This is a genomic window from Streptomyces sp. NPDC042002, from assembly GCF_055588305.1.
Genome location: NZ_JBVJCT010000004.1, coordinates 495,162 through 513,789, shown reverse-complemented (window position 1 = coordinate 513,789; position 18,628 = coordinate 495,162). Strand labels below are relative to the sequence as shown.

Sequence of the window (18,628 nt, the reverse complement as noted above, 5' to 3'; positions counted from 1 at the left end):
CTCGTGCACCATCACTCACGCCAGCCTCAGCACTCCCAGACAAGCCGAGATCCAAACCGCCGTATAACAACCTAAATAGGCGCTAAACACCCTCTCAACACCCCAGCCCCGTCAGGAGATCCGAGAAACAGCGCCTAGTGCTCTCCGCGCCACCTCAGTCCATTTCGTGGTGCTCTCCTCGCCGTCTCAGTCCAGTTCGTGGACGGCCGTGAGGACGATCGCGTCCCGGATCTCGCCGGGAGCGACCGGTACACCTGATCCGCCCTGGCCGAAGGCCGCCGCGGCGACCGGTACCGGGCGGGACGCGCCGCCGCCCTCCGTGAGGGAGACCAGCCCCGTACGCCGACTCGCGGGCCCGCGCGTACGGCGGGGCGCGGTCGGGCAGGGCGTCGGCCGCGGCGCGTTGCGCGGCGAGGGCCGGCTTCGAGGTCTTGTCGGTGGCCTCGGTCCCTACCCCGATGAGCGCGAGGTCCGGAGCGCCGGTGGCGCTGCCCTCGCCGGTGACGGTGACCGTCGAGGCCGACGGCCCGGCGCCTGATCCGGCGCGGGCCGGCACCTCACCGGTCGAGCCCGGCCCGCCCCGGACACCGGCGCGGGTCCCGGCCGCTCGACCCGGCCGGGACCCGCGCTGTCCGTGGTGCCATGACCGGGGCGGCCCTTTGGCCGTGCCGGCGAGCTGGTCCCGTAATGGAAGACGCGACCGGGTGGTCCCGTCTCAGGCCACCGACTCGATGCGCATCTTGATGTCGTCCGGTGACAGGGTCCCCTTGGCCGCGACGTGATCGCCCGAGGACTCCCCGCGCAACCGCCGGCCGATCCACGGGACCAGATACTCGCGGGCCCACTGGATGTTGTCGCGGCGCACCTCCAGGGTGCCCCGCGGTGGGAGGGGCGGCCAGGGCTGGTCCGGGTCGGCGGGCACATCGAGGCCGAGTACCTGTCCGGCACGGAGCGCCACCCGTGTGTGCCCCTCGGGCGAGAGGTGCAGTCGGTCGCCGTCCCAGGCACGGCGGTCCTGGATCGTCTTCAGGGACCAGAGGTCGAGGACGGGACAGCCGTAGCGGTCCGCGATGGCCCGCACATGTCCGTTGTAGGTGGCGATCTTGCCGCGCAGATGCTTGAGCACGGGAACGCCACGGGTGTCGAAGCCGGTGGTCACCATGACGGCGCCGACGGCGGAGGTGAGGTCGGCTATCGCGCGCTCGAAGCGCTCCGCGACCTCGTCGGGGTCGGTGCCGGGGCGGATGATGTCGTTGCCGCCCGCGCTGAACGAGACCAGGTCCGGGCCGAGCTCCTTGGCCTTCAGGAGCTGGGTCTCGACGATCTGGTCGAGCAGTTTGCCGCGCACGGCGAGATTGGTGTAGTTGAAATCGCCTTCGGGTCGCCGGTCGGCGAGAAGTACCGCGAACCGGTCGGCCCAGCCGACGAACGCCCCGTCGGGCCCAGGGTCGCCGACGCCTTCGGTGAAGCTGTCCCCCACCGCCACGTACGACCCGATCACTGATCTGTCGTCACTCTTCGAATCGTCTGCCACATCGACCCATGATTCACCTTTCGATGTGAGCTACGCGACCGTAGGGAAGGGTTGACGGGCGGTGAGATAAGCCACTCGCCAAGCGTTGGTCAACTCTGGAATAAGGCTCATATCAGGGACGTTGAAGCATCGATCACTCAGCGGCCGGAACGTCACGGGGGAATCGCTCGGCGCGGTCGCGCGCATTGCTCGACGACGGATACTTTCCTGGTACACGCGCCCCGTGACGGAAAACACCGGAGGCCGGACCCCGAGGATCATGGGGTCCGGCCTTCGGCGGCGCTCCTGCCGTCAGGTCAGGAGCGGGGCAAGCGCCTGGAACTCAGGGCGACGGGTCAGCCGACGGCGACACCGTGCGAGCGCAGGTACGCGACCGGGTCGACGTCGGAGCCGTAGTCCGGCGTGGTGCGGATCTCGAAGTGCATGTGCGGTCCGGTGACGTTGCCGGTCGCGCCGGAGAGGCCGATCTGCTGGCCCTCGGTCACGGTCTGCCCCGCCGAGACGGACAGGGACGACATGTGGGCGTACTGGGAGTACTTGCCGTCGGCGTGCTGGATGACGACCTGGTTGCCGTAGGCGCCGCCCCAGCCGGCGGAGACGACGGTGCCCGCGGCGATGGACTTGATCGTGGTGCCGGTCGGGACCACGAAGTCCACGCCCGTGTGGTAGCCGCTGGACCACATGCTGCCCGCCACCTTGTAGCCGGTGCCTATGGTGCCGCCCTGGACCGGCAGGGTGTAGCCGGAACCGTTGTCGGCGGAAGCGGTGTCGGGGGCGGCCGACTCGGTGGCCGGGGTCGCCTGGTCGGTCTTCGGCGCCGAGGTCGTCGTGCGGGTGGCCGAGTGGGCGCCGCCGGCGAAGGCGGCCTTCTTGCCGAGCGACAGCTTCAGACCGGGGTGGATCAGCGACGGGTCGCCGCCGATGGCGGAGCGGTTGTCGGAGTAGATCTTCTTCCAGCCACCGCTGACGTTCTGCTCGTCGGCGATCTTCGAGAGGTAGTCGCCGGACCTCACCGCGTACGTCTTCGTCGTGGCGGTCTTCTCGGCGGCGGGAGCGGCGGTCGCGGCCTTCTCGACATGCTGCGCCACGGCGGTGGCCGGGGTCGCGGCGTGGGCGCCCGTGGCTCCCATCAGAGGCAGCGCGAGTGCGGCGCCACCGGTTCCGGCCACGGCGATCGAGCGGGTGAAACGGAGGGACTTGGGACGGCGGTGCTTACCCTTCGCGGGCATGACGATTTCCTCTCCGGCGCCTGCGGGGTGAGCTGTCGGGTGCGGGCTGGAGATGCCCGGCCACGCTGCTGCGCGGCTGTACCCCTAGCCTGTTCCGGAGACCGGACCAGGCACGGAACCTGTGGGTCCCCCGCTCCTGCCGTGTACGGGTGAGTGTGCGGATTCCGGGCGGCGGCAGGATTGGGCGTCCGTCCGGATTGAGGCAGAACGTAAGCGAGATGAGAGCGCGTCGACAACTACGTGCGCTTTCCGTGCGCTCATCTTTCTTGATCCATGCGGGAATTGCCGTCACCCTCTGTGGAATGACGATCTTTCGGGCCCCTCAACGCGCCAGGAAACGCGGGCCGGTTGGGAAGTGAGGACAGCAACGCATCGTCACGAATATGACGCTCCTCACGCGACTCGACTCAGGGTGCCTTATTCCAGGGCCAGTTATAACGAAGGCGCCAATCCGGACAGAACAGCCAGATATGACGCGAACGGATATCCGTCACATCCGGACCTCCGCGCATTCCGGCACACGAAACGGTATGCGGCAATGCCCCATCTCGTTCCGATTCATCCCGTCGAGTCCGCACAGCAGGAAGAGGTGACCGACCCTTCGATGCATTCGAACGGACGTACCCATGGAGCAACATCATCAAAGGGGTCCTGTCCGGAAGGCGACGCCTGTGGACAACTCATTGCCTGAGGAACCCATGTCGTATCGTCGAGAGCGCGAGCCGGAACAACTGCCGACGAGCGACGCCGAGTCCAGCCCGGCGACGCCGGCGGCCGAATGGGAGGAGCCCCCGTGACGCAGCAGGTCCCGTCGACCGAGCCCGAGCTCGGCGGAGTGCGCAACTTCCGCGACGTGGGCGGTCTGCCCGCCGCGGACGGCCGACGAGTGCGCTACGGGCACCTGTTCCGCAGCGGCCACCTCGCTCACGCCACGGAGGACGACGCCGCGTTCCTCTCCTCTCTGGGACTCCACACGATCTTCGACTTCCGCAATGCCGCGGACCAGAAGCTGGAGGGCCCGGACGTCGAACTGCCGGGCGTACGGAACGTGAACCTTCCGCTGACCGACCCGGCGGACGGCGGCGAGTTCTGGAAGATGGTCCGCGACGGCGATCTCGACCAGCTGCGCGCGATCCTCGGCGACGGCAAGGCCGCGAACCGGATGATCAACTCGTATCGCACGATCATCAAGGAGCGCACGGCCGAACACTCCCAGGTGCTGCACGCGCTGGCCGAGGACAGTGTGCCCGCGCTGATGCACTGCGCGGCCGGCAAGGACCGCGCCGGACTGTCCATCGCGATCACCCTGCTCGCCCTCGGCGTCGAGCGCGAGGCGATCGTGGCCGACTACCTGGAGTCGAACGCCGCGCACCGCCGCTACAAGGTGCGCCGCAACAACACCTCGGCCGCCGCGTACTCCCCCGAGGTCATGGAACTGCTCAGCCCCCTGTTCGACGCGCGCGCCGAGTACCTGACGGCCGCGTTCGAGACGATCGAGGAGACGTGGGGCAGCGTCGACGTCTACCTGGAGCGGGGACTGGGGATGACGCCTGAGCTGCGGGAGCGCCTGCGCGAGCGGCTGCTGGACTGAGCCGCTCGCCCGGGCCGCGGTTTCCCCTGGTTCGACTGGCTCCACTGGTGCTACGGGTGCTACTGGTTCTGCGCACCCAGCGTGAAGAGCAGGTAGACGAAGGCCGCGAAGAGGTGGCCGACGGCGACGTAGATGATCAGCCGCACCCACAGGGCACGCGGAAACTTGTCCTCCATGGACCGTGTGCGGGGTTCTGTGGGTTCGGTCATGATGTCTCTCCCGAGGTGGGGTGGCCCGTCGCCTGGCCGAGGCACAGTGCGGCGACGGGGCTCTGCAGCAGGGTGTGTACGAAGAGGAGCTCGGCTCCGGGACGCTCGGCGGCGGCGATGCGGTGCGGGGTCAGCGAGTCGAAGTGGGCGCTGTCCCCCGGCGCGAGGATGTGCGCGGTGTCCCCGAGGCGCAGCCTGAGCCGCCCCTGGAGGACGTACAACCACTCCTCACCCGGATGGACGCGCACGATGTCGCCCTGTGAGCCGTACGGGACGTGCACGCGCAGCGCCTGCATACCTCGGCCCGCGGCGCCGGCCTGCCAGTAGGTCCAGCCGCCCGCCGGAGCCGGCTCCATGTCGGCGGCCCGTACGATCGCGTCACGGTCGGCGACCGTCTCGCCGAGCAGTTCGGAGACCGTCGTACCGTAGACACGGGCCAGCGTGAGCAGCATCGGCAGCGAGGGCTGGCGCTGCCCGGTCTCCAGACGGGAGAGATGGGCGGGCGAGAGTCCGGCGGCGCGGGCGGCGGCCTCCAGCGTGAGGGTGGCACCGCGGCGCAGCGCGCGGAGCTGGGGCGCCACGGCGTGCAGTTCGGCGGACGGTTCTTCGACCGCCCCTGGATCGGCAGGGCTCATATGACCATTGAGCCCGACGGTTGCCTCTGGGGCAATTTTCTTGCCCCAGAGGCAAAGAGTCCCGCGGTGCCGAGGCCGGGCACTCGGCCGCGTCGACGCCGGGTGCCCGGCAGTGTCGACGCCGCTTCTGCACCCCGGTCGGCGTCGCGCCCGCGTCCACGTCCGCGCCCCGCGACGACGGCGACCCGCCGGAACGGCCGGGTCTCAGCGGTTCGCGACCGCCTGTTTCACCAGTGTCTTCCCGAAGTCCCACATCAGCCCGCCGCCACTGTGGGCGTCCTCCATCACCGCGGTGAAGGCCTCCACGAACCGGTCGACGTCCTGCTCGTCGATGACCAGCGGCGGGATCAGCTTGATCACCTCCAGGTGGTCGCCGGAGACCTGGGTGAGGATGCGGTGCCGCTGGAGCAGCGGGACGACGACCATCTGCGCGAACAGGCCCTTGCGCGCGGCCTGCAGCATGGTCCAGCGGCCGCGCAGCTTGAGCGACGTGGGGCGGCCGAACTCGATGCCGATCATCAGGCCCCGGCCGCGTACGTCGCTGAGCAGTTCGTAGCGGTCGACCAGGGCCGCCAGCCGGGACTTGAGCTGTTCTCCGGTGATCCGCGCATTGGCGACGATCTGCTCGTTCTCCATCACGGAGAGCACCGCGAGCCCCGCCGCCATGGCCTGCGCGTTGGAACCGAAGCTGGCCGAGTGCACGAGGACCCGGTCCATGGAGGAGTAGACCTTCTTGAAGATCCAGTCCTTGCCGAGGGTCGCGCCGACCGGCACATAGCCCCCGGAGAGCGCCTTGGCCACGCACACCAGGTCCGGTTCGACCCCCTCCTCGTGCTGGTAGGCGTAGAAGTCGCCGGTCCGGCCGAGGCCGGTCTGCACCTCGTCCGCGATGAGCAGTGCCTTGTGCCGGTGCAGCAACTCCTGGGCGGCGCGCAGATATCCGGGCGGTGACTCGTGGACGCCCTTGCCCTGGATCGGCTCCACGATCAGCGCGGCCACGTCACCCTTCTTCAACTCCCTTGCCAGGGCGTCGAGATCACCGAGGGGGATGGCCGTGTCGGGCAGCAGCGGTGCGAAGCCGTCGCGGAAGCCGTCCTCGCCGTTCACGGACAGGGAGCCGGTGGTCAGGCCGTGGAAGGCGTGCGAGCAGTAGAGGATCCGGGGTCTGCCGGTGGCGTACCGGGCGAATTTCAGCGCGGTCTCGACCGCTTCCGTACCGCTGTTGCCGAAGAACACCCGGTCCAGGTGCGGGGAGTGCGCGAGCAGTCGTTCCGCGAGCAGGCCCGGCAACGGCTGGCAGTCGAAGCGGGTGAGGTCGGCGAGCGAGGCGTCGAGGACGTCGTGCAGCGCGCGCCGGACGACGGGGTGATGGCGGCCGAGGCCCATCACCCCGAACCCGGCGAGCATGTCCAGGTAGTCGTTGCCGTCGGCGTCCCAGAAGTGCGCGCCCTCGGCCCGCTCGTACACCTTGTCGAAGCCGATGGTGCGCAGCATGCGCGGGAGTTGGTGGTTCAGGTATTTCGTGTGCAGCTCGTAGCGCTCGGCTCCGCGCTCGGCGAGGAGCGCGCCGAGGTCGAACTCCCCCTTCTGGGCAGGGTCGGTCATTCCTGTTTCTCCTTGGACGGCTCGTGCTCGGCCGACTGGTCGGCGGCCTTCGACAGCTCGTACGCGGTCTTGGCCCGCTCGTCCCTGATCGCCAGGCCGGCGCTGATCCGCCCGGCGATCTCGACGGGCGTGAGCCCGATGTCGGCCAGCACCTCGGCCCGCTTGGCGTGCGCGAGGAACTGCTCCGGGATGCCGAACCGCCGTACGGGCACGTCGACTTCGGCGTCCCCGAGGGCGAGCGCGACCGCCGCGCCGACGCCCGAGGCCCGGCTGTTGTCCTCGACCACGGCGACGAGCCGGTGCTCGGCGGCGAGGTGGGGCAGCGCCGGGTCGACGGGCTTGACCCAGCGCGGGTCGACGACCGTGCAGCCGATACCGCGCGACTCCAGCAGGTCGGCGGTCTGGAGGCAGACCGGCGCCATCACACCCACCGCGACGAGCAGCACCTCGGGGCGCTCGCCCCGGTGCAGGACGTCGAGGCCGCCCACATGGTCCACCGCGGGGATCGCCGGACCCACCGACTCCTTCGGGAAGCGGATCAGGGTCGGCGCGTCGTCGACGGCGACCGCCTCCCGCAGTTGGGCTCGCAGTTGGTCGGCGTCGCGCGGCGCGGCGATCCTGAGGCCGGGTACGACCTGGAGGATCGACATGTCCCACATGCCGTTGTGCGAGGCGCCGTCGACGCCGGTGACGCCGGCCCGGTCGAGGACGAAGGTCACCCCGCAGCGGTGCAGGGCGACGTCCATGAGGAGCTGGTCGAAGGCCCGGTTGAGGAAAGTGGCGTAGACGGCGACGACGGGATGCAGTCCGCCGGTCGCGAGTCCGGCCGCGGACACCGTGGCGTGCTGCTCGGCGATGCCGACGTCCCATACCCGGTCGGGGAACCGCTCGGCGAACTTCCCGAGCCCCACCGGATGCAGCATGGCCGCCGTGATGGCCACGACGTCCGCGCGCTCCTCGCCGATCCTGACGATCTCCTCACCGAACACGGAGGTCCAGGAGGGGCCGTTGGGCGGCGCGAGGGGCTCGCAGGTGAGCGGGTCCATCACCCCGACCGTGTGGAAGTGGTCCTCCTCGTGCGCGAGCGCGGGTTCGTAGCCGCGGCCCTTCTCCGTCAGGCAGTGGATGAGCACGGGCCCGTGGAAGCGTTTCGCCCGGCGCAGCGCGGACTCCACGGCTCCCACGTCGTGACCGTCGATCGGGCCGACGTACTTGAGCCCGAGGTCCTCGAACATGCCCTGCGGCGCGAACGCGTCCTTGAAGCCCTTCTTCGCGCCGTGCAGCGACTCGTAGATCGTGTTGCCGACGAGGGGGGTGCGCAGCAGGACGCTCTTGCCCCAGGCGAGGACCTGCTCGTAGCTGTCGGTCGTCCGCAGGGTCGCGAGATGGTTGGCGAGGCCGCCGATGGTCGGCGCGTACGAGCGTTCGTTGTCGTTGACGACGATGATCAGCGGCCGGTCCTTGGCGGCGGCGATGTTGTTCAGCGCCTCCCACGCCATGCCGCCGGTCAGCGCGCCGTCGCCGATGACCGCGACGACATGGCCCTTCTCACCCTGCACCTGGCGGGCCTTGGCGAGCCCGTCCGCCCAGCCGAGCGCCGTGGAGGCGTGGCTGTTCTCGATGACGTCGTGCTCGGACTCCTCGCGCGAGGGATAGCCGGACAGGCCGCCCTTGCCCCGCAGCTTGGAGAAGTCCTGACGCCCAGTCAACAACTTGTGTACGTAGCTCTGATGGCCGGTGTCCCACAGGATGCGGTCGACCGGCGACTCGAAGACCCGGTGGAGGCCGATGGACAGTTCCACCACTCCCAGGTTGGGTCCGAGGTGACCGCCGGTCCTGGCGACCGCGTGCACCAGGAACTCCCTCACCTCTTCGGCCAGTTCACCGATTTCCGCCTCGGACAGCGCCTTCAGGTCGCGTGGTCCCCGGATGTTCTCCAGAATCGTCACGTCGGGCCCCCTCTCGGTCCGTGCTGATCAGCTCACGGTGACGGCCGGTTCTCCGGACGCGACGCCGTCGTTCTCCATCTGCTCCGCGATCTTCATCGCCTCGTCGATGAGGGTCTCCACGATCTTCGACTCGGGCACGGTCTTGATGACCTCGCCCCTGACGAAGATCTGGCCCTTGCCGTTGCCGGAGGCGACCCCCAGGTCCGCCTCCCGCGCCTCGCCGGGACCGTTGACGACACAGCCCATGACCGCGACACGCAACGGGACCTCCATCCCCTCCAGACCGGCCGTGACCTCGTCGGCCAGCTTGTACACGTCGACCTGGGCGCGCCCGCAGGACGGGCACGAGACGATCTCCAGGCGCCGCTGCCGCAGCCCGAGCGACTCCAGGATCTGGATGCCGACCTTGCACTCCTCGGCGGGCGGCGCGCTCAGCGAGACCCTGATGGTGTCGCCGATGCCCTCACTGAGCAGCGCGCCGAACGCCACGGCCGACTTGATGGTCCCCTGGAACGCCGGACCGGCCTCGGTCACGCCGAGGTGGAGCGGGTAGTCGCACTGCTCGGCCAGCTGCCGGTAGGCGTTGACCATGACGACCGGGTCGTTGTGCTTCACCGAGATCTTGATGTCCCGGAACCCGTGCTCCTCGAAGAGCGACGCCTCCCACAGCGCCGACTCGACGAGCGCCTCGGGCGTCGCCTTCCCGTACTTCTCCAGCAGCCGCCGGTCGAGCGAGCCGGCGTTCACGCCGATCCGGATCGGGATTCCGGCGTCCCGCGCGGCCCGCGCGATCTCCTTCACCTTGTCGTCGAACTGCTTGATGTTGCCGGGGTTCACCCGCACCGCCGCGCAGCCCGCCTCGATCGCCGCGAACACGTACTTCGGCTGGAAGTGGATGTCCGCGATCACCGGGATCTGCGACTTGCGGGCGATGGTCGCGAGCGCGTCCGCGTCGTCCTGCGTGGGACAGGCGACACGGACGATCTGGCAGCCGGACGCGGTCAGTTCCGCGATCTGCTGAAGGGTGGCACCGATGTCCGACGTACGGGTCGTGGTCATCGACTGCACCGACACGGGCGCCCCGCCCCCGACCGCCACCGGTCCGACCTGGATGCGCCGCGAGACACGGCGCTCCGCGATCGGCCGGACCGGTACCTCGGGCAGGCCCAGGGAGACGGCGGTCACGGGGTCACCCGCGGCTTTCCGTGAAGGTCTCGCGGGCCGCCCGGATCGACTCCTTGAGGGAGCCCATGGTGGCGAGGACGGCCGTCGGCTCGTAGCCGCAGTGCGCCATGCAGTTCGCGCACCGGTCGTCCTTGCCGCGGCCGTAGGAGTCCCAGTCGGTCTCCTCCAGGAGCTGCTTGTACGTCTGCACGTACCCGTCGCTCATCAGATAGCAGGGCTTCTGCCAGCCGAAGAGCGAGTAGCTGGGGATCGCCCACGCGGTGCACGGGAAGTCGACCTTGCCCTCCAGGAAGTCCAGGAAGAGCGGGCTCTGGTTGAGCCGCCAGCGGCGCCGGTTGCCGCCCGCGAAGGCCTTCTTGAACAGTTCCCGGGTCTGCTGGACGCCGAGGAAGTGCTCCTGGTCGGGGGCCTTCTCGTAGGCGTAGGCGGGCGAGAGCATCATCTCGTCGACCTTCAGGTCGTCGTTGAGGAAGTTGAGGACCTCGATGATGGTCTGCGGGGTGTCGGTGTTGAAGAAGGTCGAGTTCGTGGTGACGCGGAAGCCGCGGCGTTTGGCCTCCTTGATGGCCTCGACCGCCTCGTCGAAGACGCCTTCCTTGGCGACGGACTCGTCGTGCCGCTCGCGCAGCCCGTCGATGTGCACGGCCCAGGCGAAGTACGGCGAGGGCTTGAACTTGTCCATCTTCTTGCGCAGCAGCATCGCGTTGGTGCAGAGGAAGACGAACTTCTTCTTGGCCACCAACTGCCGCACGATCTCGTCGATCTGAGGGTGCATCAGCGGTTCGCCGCCGGCGATGGACACCATCGGCGCACCGGATTCGAGGACCGCGCCGACGGCCTGGGCGACCGGCATGCGCTGCTTGAGCACACCGGCGGGGTGCTGGATCTTGCCGCAGCCCTCGCACGCGAGGTTGCAGGCGAAGAGCGGCTCCAACTCGACGAGCAGGGCAAACTTGTCCCGCTTCCTGAGCTTCTGTTCAAACAGGTACGCAGCGACCTTCATGGACTGCCGAAGCGGCATGGCCATACGGCTCACCTCCGAGGGAGCGACAAAGAACGGTGCCATTCGAAAAAAGCGGGAAGCACAGCACGAAGAACGCGGAAAGCCGATATTCCACCGCGGAACGTGCCGATTCGGACGAGTTCATGTTCTGGAGCATCCACGACCACCCGTACGGCCGCAACGGGACGGATGCCCGAGCGGACCGCGCCGAGCAGGGTGGCCGCGGACTCCATGTCGACGGCGATGGCGCCGGTCGCGAGCAGATCGGAGCGCTCGTGACCGCGGACGACGTGATCGGAGCCGGTGAGCGGCCCCGTGTGGACGGTGCGGCCGGGCACGGCGCGCACGAGTTCCTTGACCAGGAGATCGGTCCCCACGCACGGCGTGGTGCCGCCCGGGTCCCGGGTCTCCTCGGCGACGACCAGGTCACCGGGGTGCATGCCCGGGGCGAGCCCCGCGCAGAAGCCGGTGGCCAGTACGGCCGCCGCGGACAGCGCCGGGTCGGCGAGCACCCGGGTGACCGACCGGCCGGCGGCCTTGGGCCCCATGCCGGTGCGCAGCACGGTGACCGGCCCGCCGGCGCCGCTCCGGTCGCCGCTGCGCAGGGCGAGGTGCTCGATGCCGAGCGCGCAGGCGATCAGCAGCGGGTCCGGTGCGGGCCGCCCGTCCATCAGCCCCCCTTCGCCGCGGAGAAGGGCTCTCCGTGGACGTAGCGGCCGAGTGCGGTGAGCGGGAAGACCTGGCGGTAGAGGTGGTAGTTGATCGAGAAGTCCCACGGGAAGCCGGTCCCCGTGAAGTACGGCTCGTCCCAGGAGCCGTCGGGCAGCTGGGTCTCCGCGAGCCAGACCACCCCGCGCTCCACGGCCTTGGAGTCGCCCTCCCCCGCGGCCAGCAGGGCGAGCAGCGCCCAGCCGGTCTGGGAGGCGGTCGAGGCGCCGCGTCCGCTCCAGCCGACGGTGTCCTCGTAGGAGCGCATGTCCTCGCCCCAGCCGCCGTCGTCGTTCTGCACGGTCTCCAGCCAGGCCACGGCCCGGCGGATCGCGGGGTGCGAACCGGGCAGTCCCGCCGCGACGAGCGCCGGGACCACCGACCCTGTCCCGTAGACGTAGTTGACGCCCCAGCGTCCGAACCAGGAACCGTTCGGCTCCTGATGGGCGAGCAGCCACTGGATGCCCCGGCGGGTGCGCGGGTCGTGCGCGAGTCCCTCGACCGCCAGCATCTCCACCACGTGCGCGGTGACGTCGGCGGAGGGCGGGTCGATCACCTCCCCGAAGTCGCAGAACGGCAGCCGGTTGGGGAAGGCGCTGGTGTTGTCGACGTCGAACGCGCCCCAGCCGCCGTCCTTGGACTGCATGCCGAGATTCCAGCGGACCCCGCGTCCGATGGCGTTCTCGACGCGGTCCGGGTCGTGATGCCGGACGCGGCGCAGTGCGAGGACGACCTCCGCGGTGTCGTCGATGTCGGGGTAGTTGTCATTGTGGAACTCGAACGCCCAGCCGCCCGGCGGTAGTTGGGGCCGCTTGACGGACCAGTCGCCGGGCCGGACGATCTCCTCCCCGAGCATCCAGTCCACGGCCTTGACGAGCTGTGGGTGGTCGGCGGGCACTCCCGCGTCGGCCAGCGCGATGGCCGCCAGACAGGTGTCCCACACCGGTGACTGGCAGGCCTCGATCATCCGGGCACCGTCGTCGCGCCATACGGCGAAACGGTTTAGCGAGGCCAGCCCCTCGCGCATGACCGGGTGTTCGAGGTCGTAGCCGAGCAGGTGCAGGGCGATGACCGAGTAGACGGCGGGCGGCTGGATGCCTCCCCAGCAACCGTCGTTCTCCTGGCGCTCGATGATCCAGCGGCCCGCCGTGTTCATCGCCGCTCTGCGCAGGGCGCGCGGCGCGACCTTGCGGTACTGGTGCAGGGCTTTGTCCAGACGCTGGAAGGCACCGTCCCAACTGGCCACGCGGGCAAGGGGCTTGACCGGATTGGGGTGACGGGCGTCGGTGTGCAGTTCGTCCAGCGGGAACGGCGCCGGCCGCACCGGCCGCTTCGCCGAGACGATGGTGAGCGGCACGATCGTCTGCCGCGCCCAGCAGCCGAAGTCGTAGATGTTGAGCGGCATCCACTTCGGGAAGTAGATGAGTTCCGGAGGGAGTTCGGGCAGGTCGTCCCAGTTCCACCAGCCGAAGAGGGCGAGCCAGATCCGGGTGAAGACACGGGCCGCGGCGAGGCCGCCGCGCTCGCGGATCCACGCGGACGCCTTCGCCATGTGCGCCTCGTCCGGGGCGTCTCCGGCCAGCCGCAGGGCGACGTACGCCTCGATGGTGGTGGAGATCTCGCCCGGACCGCCGTAGAACGAGGCCCAGGTGCCGTCCTCGCGCTGCTCACCGCGGATGAACAGCGCGGCGCCGCGGGTGGTCGGCTCGTCACGGATTCCCAGGAACTGACGGAGAAGCAGGTCCTCGGCGTCCATGGTGACGTTCGTCTCGAGGTCGCCCTTCCACCAGCCCTGGGCGTCCTGCCGCGCCAGCAGGAAGTCCGTGGCGCGCTCCATGGCGCGCGTGGCGGCGTCTCGGGTCTCGACCGTCCCGGCCGCCTCGGGAGTGGTCTGATGCTGGGTTTCGCTGGCCGAGGCAGCGCGGGGCGGCAGGGCCCCGGTGCTTCCGTCGGTCGTCGCTGTCATGGCTTCCCCTTCGTGCAGTGGTACGTCTCTGCTGTGGGTCCGCCGTCGGCCGGTGCGTTCGTTCGGATGGATATCCCCCCGCTCGAACGAGGTTCGAAGCTTGGGAAAGGCACCGGCCGGCGACTACGCGAGGTTTATTCGACCGATAACGATCATCTCTTCCGTACGACTACGAAGTCGGCGAGCGCCACGAGCTGGGCGCGTACGTGCCCGGGCATCGGGACGACGTCCAGTGCCTCGATGGCGATCGCGTGCTGGCGGCGCGCCTCCTGGGCGGTCCACTCACGGCCGCCCGCCTCCTCGATGAGCGCGGCGCGCGCGGCGAACTCCTCCTCGGAGAAGTTCTCGAAGTCGCTGGCCTTGGCGTCCTCGGCGAGCAGGTCACCGAGCCGCTCGGAGGCGGGACCGCCCGCGGCGAGCGCGGCCACCACCGGCAGGGACTTCTTGCGCTGGCGCAGATCGCTCCAGGTCTGCTTCCCGGTGGCCTCGGGGTCGCCCCAGATGCCGAGCAGGTCGTCCACGGCCTGGAAGGCGAGGCCGAGGTGGTAGCCGTAGCGCTCCAGCGTGTCGGCGGTGAGGTCGTCGGCGCCGCCGAGGACGGCTCCGATGGAGCAGGCGCAGGCGAGCAGGGCGCCCGTCTTGTTGCCCTCCATCTCCAGGCACTCCTCGACGCTGACCCGGTCGCGGTGCTCGTAGGAGATGTCCTGGGCCTGGCCGTCGATGAGGGCCCGGGTGGCGGTGGTCAGGCGCCGGGTGGCGCGGCCGGCCTCGACGGTGCCGAGCTCCAGCAGGACCTCGTTGGCCAGCGCGAACAGGGCGTCGCCGACCAGGATGGCCTGGGCGGGGCCGTGCACCTTCCAGACGGTGTCACGGTGGCGGCGCTGCTCGTCGCCGTCCATCAGGTCGTCGTGCAGGAGCGAGAAGTTGTGCACCAGCTCGACCGCGACCGCGCCGGGGACACCCACCTCGGGGGCGGCGCCGGCGGCCTGCGCGGAGAGGACGGCGAGCGCGGGGCGCACCGCCTTGCCGCCGTCGCCGTCCGCGGGGTTGCCCTCGGCGTCGATCCAGCCGAAGTGATAGGCGGCGACGGTGTCCATGGGCGCCGCCAGACGGTCGACGGCTGCCTTGAGCACCGGTGTGGCCAGGGTCCGGCCGCGCTCCAGGAGCGCGGTCACGTCCACCGCGTCGGCAGCCGTCTCGGCCGGGGGCACAGTGGGCACAATCTCTCCTCTTGTTGCGGTACCGGGGGTGCGGGGGCCTGCCAGGCTCCGGTCGAGCGTCATGCCGCCTCCTCGAAGAGTCCGAGGAGGTGATCGCGGGGCCGGCCCAGGGCGTCCAGCGCGGCGCCCGCCGCACCGACTCCACTGCGAACCGCACTCTCCATGGTCGCGGGCCACCCTGTGGCGGTCCACGCTCCGGCCAGGTACAGGCCGGGGGCCTTGGTACGGGCACCGGGCCGCAGCCGCCCGACGCCCGGGGCGGGGGCGAACGTCGCGGTGCGCTCCCGGGTCACGAAGAAGTCCTTCACTACGGCGCCGCGCGCACCGGGCAGCAGCCGCTCCAGCTCCGGCAGATAGCGCTCCCGCAGCACGGCGACGGGCTCGTCGATCTCGTCCCGCGCCGCCGACTGCGACAGCGCCAGGTACTGCCCCTCCCGGAGCCCGGACGCCTCGGTGCGGTCGAAGACCCACTGCACCGGGGAGCCGAGCGCGGCGAAGAACGGCGCGGCGAGGACCTTGCGGTCGTAGACGACGTGGATGTTGAGGATCGGCGCGGTGCCGATCTCCAGGAGCCGCTCGGGGGCGTCGAGCGCCCCCTCCGGCAGAAGGCCGTGGGCCTCGCTCTGGGGCACGGCGAGCACGACCGTGTCGGCCTCGATGCGCTCACCGGGAACCTGAACGCTCCAACGTCCGTTTTCGTAGGAGGAGATGGAGGTGACTCGTGTACGGATCTCGGTACGCACGCCCGCGGAGTCGAGCGCCTTGCGGGCGAGGGTGTCGTGCAGTTCGCCCAGCGGGACGCGCGCCCAGCCGATGTCGGCCGCGCCCGGGTCGGACAGCAGACCCGTCTTGAACACCATCGCGGCGAGCCCGAGCGAGGAATCCCTGGCCACCGCGTTGAGGGTGGCGACCCCCACGAGGTCCCACAGTGCTTCGACGGCACGTTCCGACTGACCGTGCCCGGCGAGCCAGTCGCCGAAGTTCTGCGCGTCGAGTGCCGGATCGGTGAGATCCAGGCCCTTGAGCGCGAGCGCGGCACGGCCGACCCTGGCACGCTCGGCGAGCGACAGATGCTGATACGTCGCGAGGCTGCGCGCCAGATGCAGCGGCACGGGCAGCGCGCTGCGGCCGATCCTGCCGAGCCGTCGTCCGGGAGGTGCCTCCAGGTCGAGAACCGGCACGTCGAGACGATCCTGCAAGGGCGCGAGCGAGGTCGCGTCGACGCGGTCGAGGAACCAGCGGTACGCGGTGCAGCAGCGCAGGAAGACATGCTGTCCGTTGTCCACGGTCAGCTCGCCGCGCTGGAAGGAGAACGCGAGACCGCCGAGGCGCGGCCGGCCTTCGAGCAGCGTCACCCGCAGCCCGGCGTCGGCCAGCGCGAGCGCGGCGGTGATCCCGGCGAGCCCGCCGCCGATCACCACGGCAGCGGCCCGGCCGGAGTCGTCCGTGGACTCGGCCTCGCTCATCGCGCACCCTCCCCTGCGGCCGCGCCGTGATGGTTGAACGGTGCACGGCAGGCCGTCTCAGTCAGGGACGCCGCCCGGCCCCGGAGGGTTGCGTGCCGCTTTTCGCCGGAGGAATCACGTTGGCCCATTTTGTCCATCAGGCACGCCTCCGGACCGTACGGCGGGAGACGTGCCGGGCGTCGAGACCGGAGAGGCCGCGCACGGCGACGTACGCCTTCTCGCGCCCCGGCAGCGACACCCTGCCGCGCAGCACGGCCTCCGGCTCGCGCTCGATGCGGTCGAGCAGGCGCCGGTAGATGCCCGCCATGGCCGCGACACAGGCGCCGCTGCGCCGGTCCAGCATGGGCAGCAGCCGGTAGCCCTCGGCGAAGAGGGCACGCGCCCGCCGTACCTCGAAGTGCACGAGGCCCGCGAAGTCGGAGCCGGGCGGTGGAGTCGGCCCGTTGAACCCGGCCGAGCAGCCGAACTTGGCCAGGTCGTCGGCCGGCAGATAGGTGCGCCCGCCCTCGGCGTCCTCCCGGACGTCCCGCAGGATGTTGGTGAGCTGGAGCGCGAGCCCGAGCGTGTCCGCGTACTCCGGCGCGCGCTCGGCGCCACGCGCCCCCGGTTCGGTGCCGAAGACCCCGAGCGAGAGCCGCCCGATCGCCCCGGCCACGCACCGGCAGTAGACCTTCAGGTCGTCCCAGGTCTCGTACGTCTCGCCGCGTACGTCCATCAGCACACCGTCGATGAGTTCGTCCAGGCCCCCGAGGGGTACCGGGAAGTACTCGGCGGTGTGGCTGAGGGCGACCGCGACCGGGTCGGTGTCGTCCTCCGCGACGGCGCCCGCGCGGACGCGGGCGAGCAGCGCCCGGGTCTCCTCCAGGCGTACCGCCTTCACGTCCGGCGCCAACGTGCCGTCGCCGATGTCGTCGACGCGCCGCGAGAACGCGTAGAGCGCCGACATGGCACGCCGCTTGGGCGTCGGCAGAAGCCTGATGCCGTACGCGAAATTGCGGGCCTGCTGGCCGGTCACCGCCTCGCAATAGCTGTACGCGGCGAGAACCGGTGCGGACACGTGCTGTTCCGACTCCACGGTCCGGATCACCCCTTTCCTCGCAGAGTCACTCCCACCTCGCGCAGCAACTGGAGCTTGCCGGGCTTGGGCGGGCCGGGAAGTACGTCGTATTCGGCGGCGGCAATCGCACGGATCGCCGCCCTTCCCCCCGCAACGAACCCCGCGAGCAGCAGCTTCAGCCTGCCGTGGACGCTACCCACGAGGGGGGTGCCTTCATTCAGGAGGTTCATGGCGCGTTCTGCTTCGTATGCAACCAGTGCTCGCACCGATGCGCCTGCTGTGGGGACGGCAAGATCCGCTTCGACGACATGAAAGCGCTTCATGTCCTCGGCGGGCAGGTAGACGCGGTCGCGGCCGAGGTCCTCGGCGACGTCCTGGAGGTGTTCGGCGATCTGCAGCGCCGTGCACACCGCGTCGGAGTGGCGGACCCGCTCGGGCGTGGACGTTCCGGTGACGGAGAGGACCAGGCGGCCGACGGGGTTCGCGGACAGTTCGCAGTAGGCGAGCAGGTCGTCGTAGGTCTCGTACCGCTTGACGAGCTGGTCCTGGCGGTTGGCCGCGATCAGGCCGAGGAAGGGTTCGGGGGCCAGGCGCGCGCGGCGCACCGTGGGCTGGAGCCGGCGCAGCAGGGGGTGGCGCGGGGTCGAGTCGAACACCCGGTGAAGATCGGCTTCGAAGGCGTCGAGGAGGACCATGCGGTCGTCGGCGTCCGCGGCCGACACGCCGAGGAGACGGGCGTCGGCGCCACCGGGGGCGAGATCGCCGTCACCGATGTCGTCGACCAGGCGGGCGAAGCCGTACACGGCCATCAGGTCGTCGCGCCAGGCCCTGGGCAGGAAGAACGGGGCCACGGGAAAGTTCTCGTCCGCGGCCTTGTCGAGGGTGCCGCGCTCCGGATCGCCGGTGCGGGCCGTCCCGGCTTCGGTCACCGCTCGCCGCCCGGCGCGAGGACGGCACACGCATCGCGGAGCTGGAGGGTCACCGTAGCCATTGCCGTCACATCTCCCGTTCTACACTGCCGACCCAACACTGCCCATTTCGGACACGCCGCCCGGGGATCCGCTCAGCGTGACGGTGCCGGGTGTCGCGTATTATCGCCCTACTTGGCGCGATTCAGCACCGGTACAGCTTACGTTGTACAACGCGGCACACTCCGCCGGGGTGTCCTGCACATCACAACAACACACCGATTGGCGTCAAGATTCCTCACGCCGACGGGAGTTGGCGTTTCCTTTGCAGACGCAGGGCCCCGCCGGAGAGTTCCAGCGGGG

The 18,628-nt window shown here is 70.1% G+C and carries 16 protein-coding genes and 1 riboswitch; of the genes, 1 reads left to right on the top strand and 15 read right to left on the bottom strand.

The window, feature by feature from the left end; genetic code table 11:
• Positions 1–715 precede the first annotated feature (715 nt).
• Positions 716–1,501 (bottom strand): SGNH/GDSL hydrolase family protein, encoded by a 786-nt coding sequence (locus tag ACZ6KY_RS09930; protein ID WP_469309831.1) that lies wholly within the window; start codon positions 1,499–1,501, stop codon positions 716–718.
• Positions 1,502–1,869: 368 nt separating this feature from the next.
• The gene (locus tag ACZ6KY_RS09925) at positions 1,870–2,763 is read right to left on the bottom strand and encodes a M23 family metallopeptidase (RefSeq protein ID WP_469309794.1); all 894 of its coding nucleotides are present in this window, start codon (positions 2,761–2,763) and stop codon (positions 1,870–1,872) included.
• 2 nt (positions 2,764–2,765) lie between these two features.
• Positions 2,766–2,925, bottom strand: a riboswitch (cyclic di-AMP (ydaO/yuaA leader).
• Between the two features lie 631 nt (positions 2,926–3,556).
• Between ACZ6KY_RS09925 and ACZ6KY_RS09920 the strand changes: the two genes are divergently transcribed.
• Positions 3,557–4,354, top strand: coding sequence for a tyrosine-protein phosphatase (locus ACZ6KY_RS09920; protein WP_469309793.1), 798 nt, complete (start codon positions 3,557–3,559; stop codon positions 4,352–4,354).
• A gap of 59 nt (positions 4,355–4,413) precedes the next feature.
• Here ACZ6KY_RS09920 and ACZ6KY_RS09915 read toward each other — a convergent pair whose 3' ends face one another.
• From ACZ6KY_RS09915 to hpnC, 13 genes are all read right to left on the bottom strand, one after another.
• Positions 4,414–4,530: a DUF6126 family protein gene (locus ACZ6KY_RS09915; protein ID WP_469309830.1), complete on the bottom strand. Its 117-nt coding sequence runs from the start codon at positions 4,528–4,530 to the stop codon at positions 4,414–4,416.
• A 29-nt stretch (positions 4,531–4,559) separates the two neighbouring features.
• Positions 4,560–5,198, bottom strand: coding sequence for a helix-turn-helix domain-containing protein (locus ACZ6KY_RS09910; protein WP_469309792.1), 639 nt, complete (start codon positions 5,196–5,198; stop codon positions 4,560–4,562).
• A gap of 204 nt (positions 5,199–5,402) precedes the next feature.
• A complete protein-coding gene (locus ACZ6KY_RS09905) occupies positions 5,403–6,803 on the bottom strand; it encodes an aspartate aminotransferase family protein (protein WP_469309791.1) in 1,401 nt (466 codons plus the stop codon).
• Positions 6,800–8,752 carry a 1-deoxy-D-xylulose-5-phosphate synthase gene (gene dxs, locus ACZ6KY_RS09900; protein WP_469309790.1) on the bottom strand — a complete coding sequence of 651 codons (1,953 nt, stop codon included), beginning with the start codon at positions 8,750–8,752 and terminating at the stop codon, positions 6,800–6,802. Before dxs ends, ACZ6KY_RS09905 begins: the two co-directional genes overlap by 4 nt.
• A gap of 27 nt (positions 8,753–8,779) precedes the next feature.
• A complete protein-coding gene (gene ispG, locus ACZ6KY_RS09895; protein ID WP_469309789.1) occupies positions 8,780–9,937 on the bottom strand; it encodes a flavodoxin-dependent (E)-4-hydroxy-3-methylbut-2-enyl-diphosphate synthase in 1,158 nt (385 codons plus the stop codon).
• Positions 9,938–9,941: 4 nt separating this feature from the next.
• Complete coding sequence (hpnH, locus tag ACZ6KY_RS09890) at positions 9,942–10,964, bottom strand: adenosyl-hopene transferase HpnH (protein ID WP_469309788.1); 1,023 nt, start codon at positions 10,962–10,964, stop codon at positions 9,942–9,944.
• 5 nt (positions 10,965–10,969) lie between these two features.
• Entirely contained in the window at positions 10,970–11,611 is a 642-nt protein-coding gene (locus tag ACZ6KY_RS09885) for a phosphorylase family protein (RefSeq protein WP_469309787.1), read from the bottom strand.
• The gene (gene shc, locus ACZ6KY_RS09880; protein WP_469309786.1) at positions 11,611–13,614 is read right to left on the bottom strand and encodes a squalene--hopene cyclase; all 2,004 of its coding nucleotides are present in this window, start codon (positions 13,612–13,614) and stop codon (positions 11,611–11,613) included. Before shc ends, ACZ6KY_RS09885 begins: the two co-directional genes overlap by 1 nt.
• A 152-nt stretch (positions 13,615–13,766) precedes the next feature.
• Positions 13,767–14,897, bottom strand: a complete 1,131-nt coding sequence (locus ACZ6KY_RS09875; protein ID WP_469309785.1) for a polyprenyl synthetase family protein — start codon at positions 14,895–14,897, stop codon at positions 13,767–13,769.
• Positions 14,894–16,300, bottom strand: coding sequence for a hydroxysqualene dehydroxylase HpnE (gene hpnE / locus ACZ6KY_RS09870; protein ID WP_469309784.1), 1,407 nt, complete (start codon positions 16,298–16,300; stop codon positions 14,894–14,896). The genes ACZ6KY_RS09875 and hpnE overlap by 4 nt, the downstream gene beginning before the upstream one ends.
• On the bottom strand, positions 16,297–16,428 hold the full coding sequence (locus ACZ6KY_RS09865; protein ID WP_469309829.1) for a DUF6380 family protein: 132 nt from the start codon (positions 16,426–16,428) through the stop codon (positions 16,297–16,299). Before ACZ6KY_RS09865 ends, hpnE begins: the two co-directional genes overlap by 4 nt.
• An 8-nt stretch (positions 16,429–16,436) precedes the next feature.
• A complete protein-coding gene (gene hpnD, locus ACZ6KY_RS09860) occupies positions 16,437–17,387 on the bottom strand; it encodes a presqualene diphosphate synthase HpnD (protein ID WP_401336754.1) in 951 nt (316 codons plus the stop codon).
• The gene (gene hpnC / locus ACZ6KY_RS09855; RefSeq protein ID WP_469309783.1) at positions 17,384–18,286 is read right to left on the bottom strand and encodes a squalene synthase HpnC; all 903 of its coding nucleotides are present in this window, start codon (positions 18,284–18,286) and stop codon (positions 17,384–17,386) included. Before hpnC ends, hpnD begins: the two co-directional genes overlap by 4 nt.
• Positions 18,287–18,628 lie beyond the last annotated feature (342 nt).

Excerpts from the sequence above, each read along its gene's own strand:
- ACZ6KY_RS09925 (WP_469309794.1), bottom strand. The coding sequence starts at position 2,763 with ATGCCCGCGAAGGGTAAGCACCGCCGTCCCAAGTCCCTCCGTTTCACC.
- ACZ6KY_RS09885 (WP_469309787.1), bottom strand. The coding sequence starts at position 11,611 with ATGGACGGGCGGCCCGCACCGGACCCGCTGCTGATCGCCTGCGCGCTC.
- ACZ6KY_RS09915 (WP_469309830.1), bottom strand. The coding sequence starts at position 4,530 with ATGGAGGACAAGTTTCCGCGTGCCCTGTGGGTGCGGCTGATCATCTAC.
- ACZ6KY_RS09905 (WP_469309791.1), bottom strand. The coding sequence starts at position 6,803 with ATGACCGACCCTGCCCAGAAGGGGGAGTTCGACCTCGGCGCGCTCCTC.
- shc (WP_469309786.1), bottom strand. The coding sequence starts at position 13,614 with ATGACAGCGACGACCGACGGAAGCACCGGGGCCCTGCCGCCCCGCGCT.
- ACZ6KY_RS09910 (WP_469309792.1), bottom strand. The coding sequence starts at position 5,198 with ATGAGCCCTGCCGATCCAGGGGCGGTCGAAGAACCGTCCGCCGAACTG.
- ACZ6KY_RS09865 (WP_469309829.1), bottom strand. The coding sequence starts at position 16,428 with ATGGGCCAACGTGATTCCTCCGGCGAAAAGCGGCACGCAACCCTCCGG.
- ACZ6KY_RS09875 (WP_469309785.1), bottom strand. The coding sequence starts at position 14,897 with ATGACGCTCGACCGGAGCCTGGCAGGCCCCCGCACCCCCGGTACCGCA.
- hpnH (WP_469309788.1), bottom strand. The coding sequence starts at position 10,964 with ATGGCCATGCCGCTTCGGCAGTCCATGAAGGTCGCTGCGTACCTGTTT.
- hpnE (WP_469309784.1), bottom strand. The coding sequence starts at position 16,300 with ATGAGCGAGGCCGAGTCCACGGACGACTCCGGCCGGGCCGCTGCCGTG.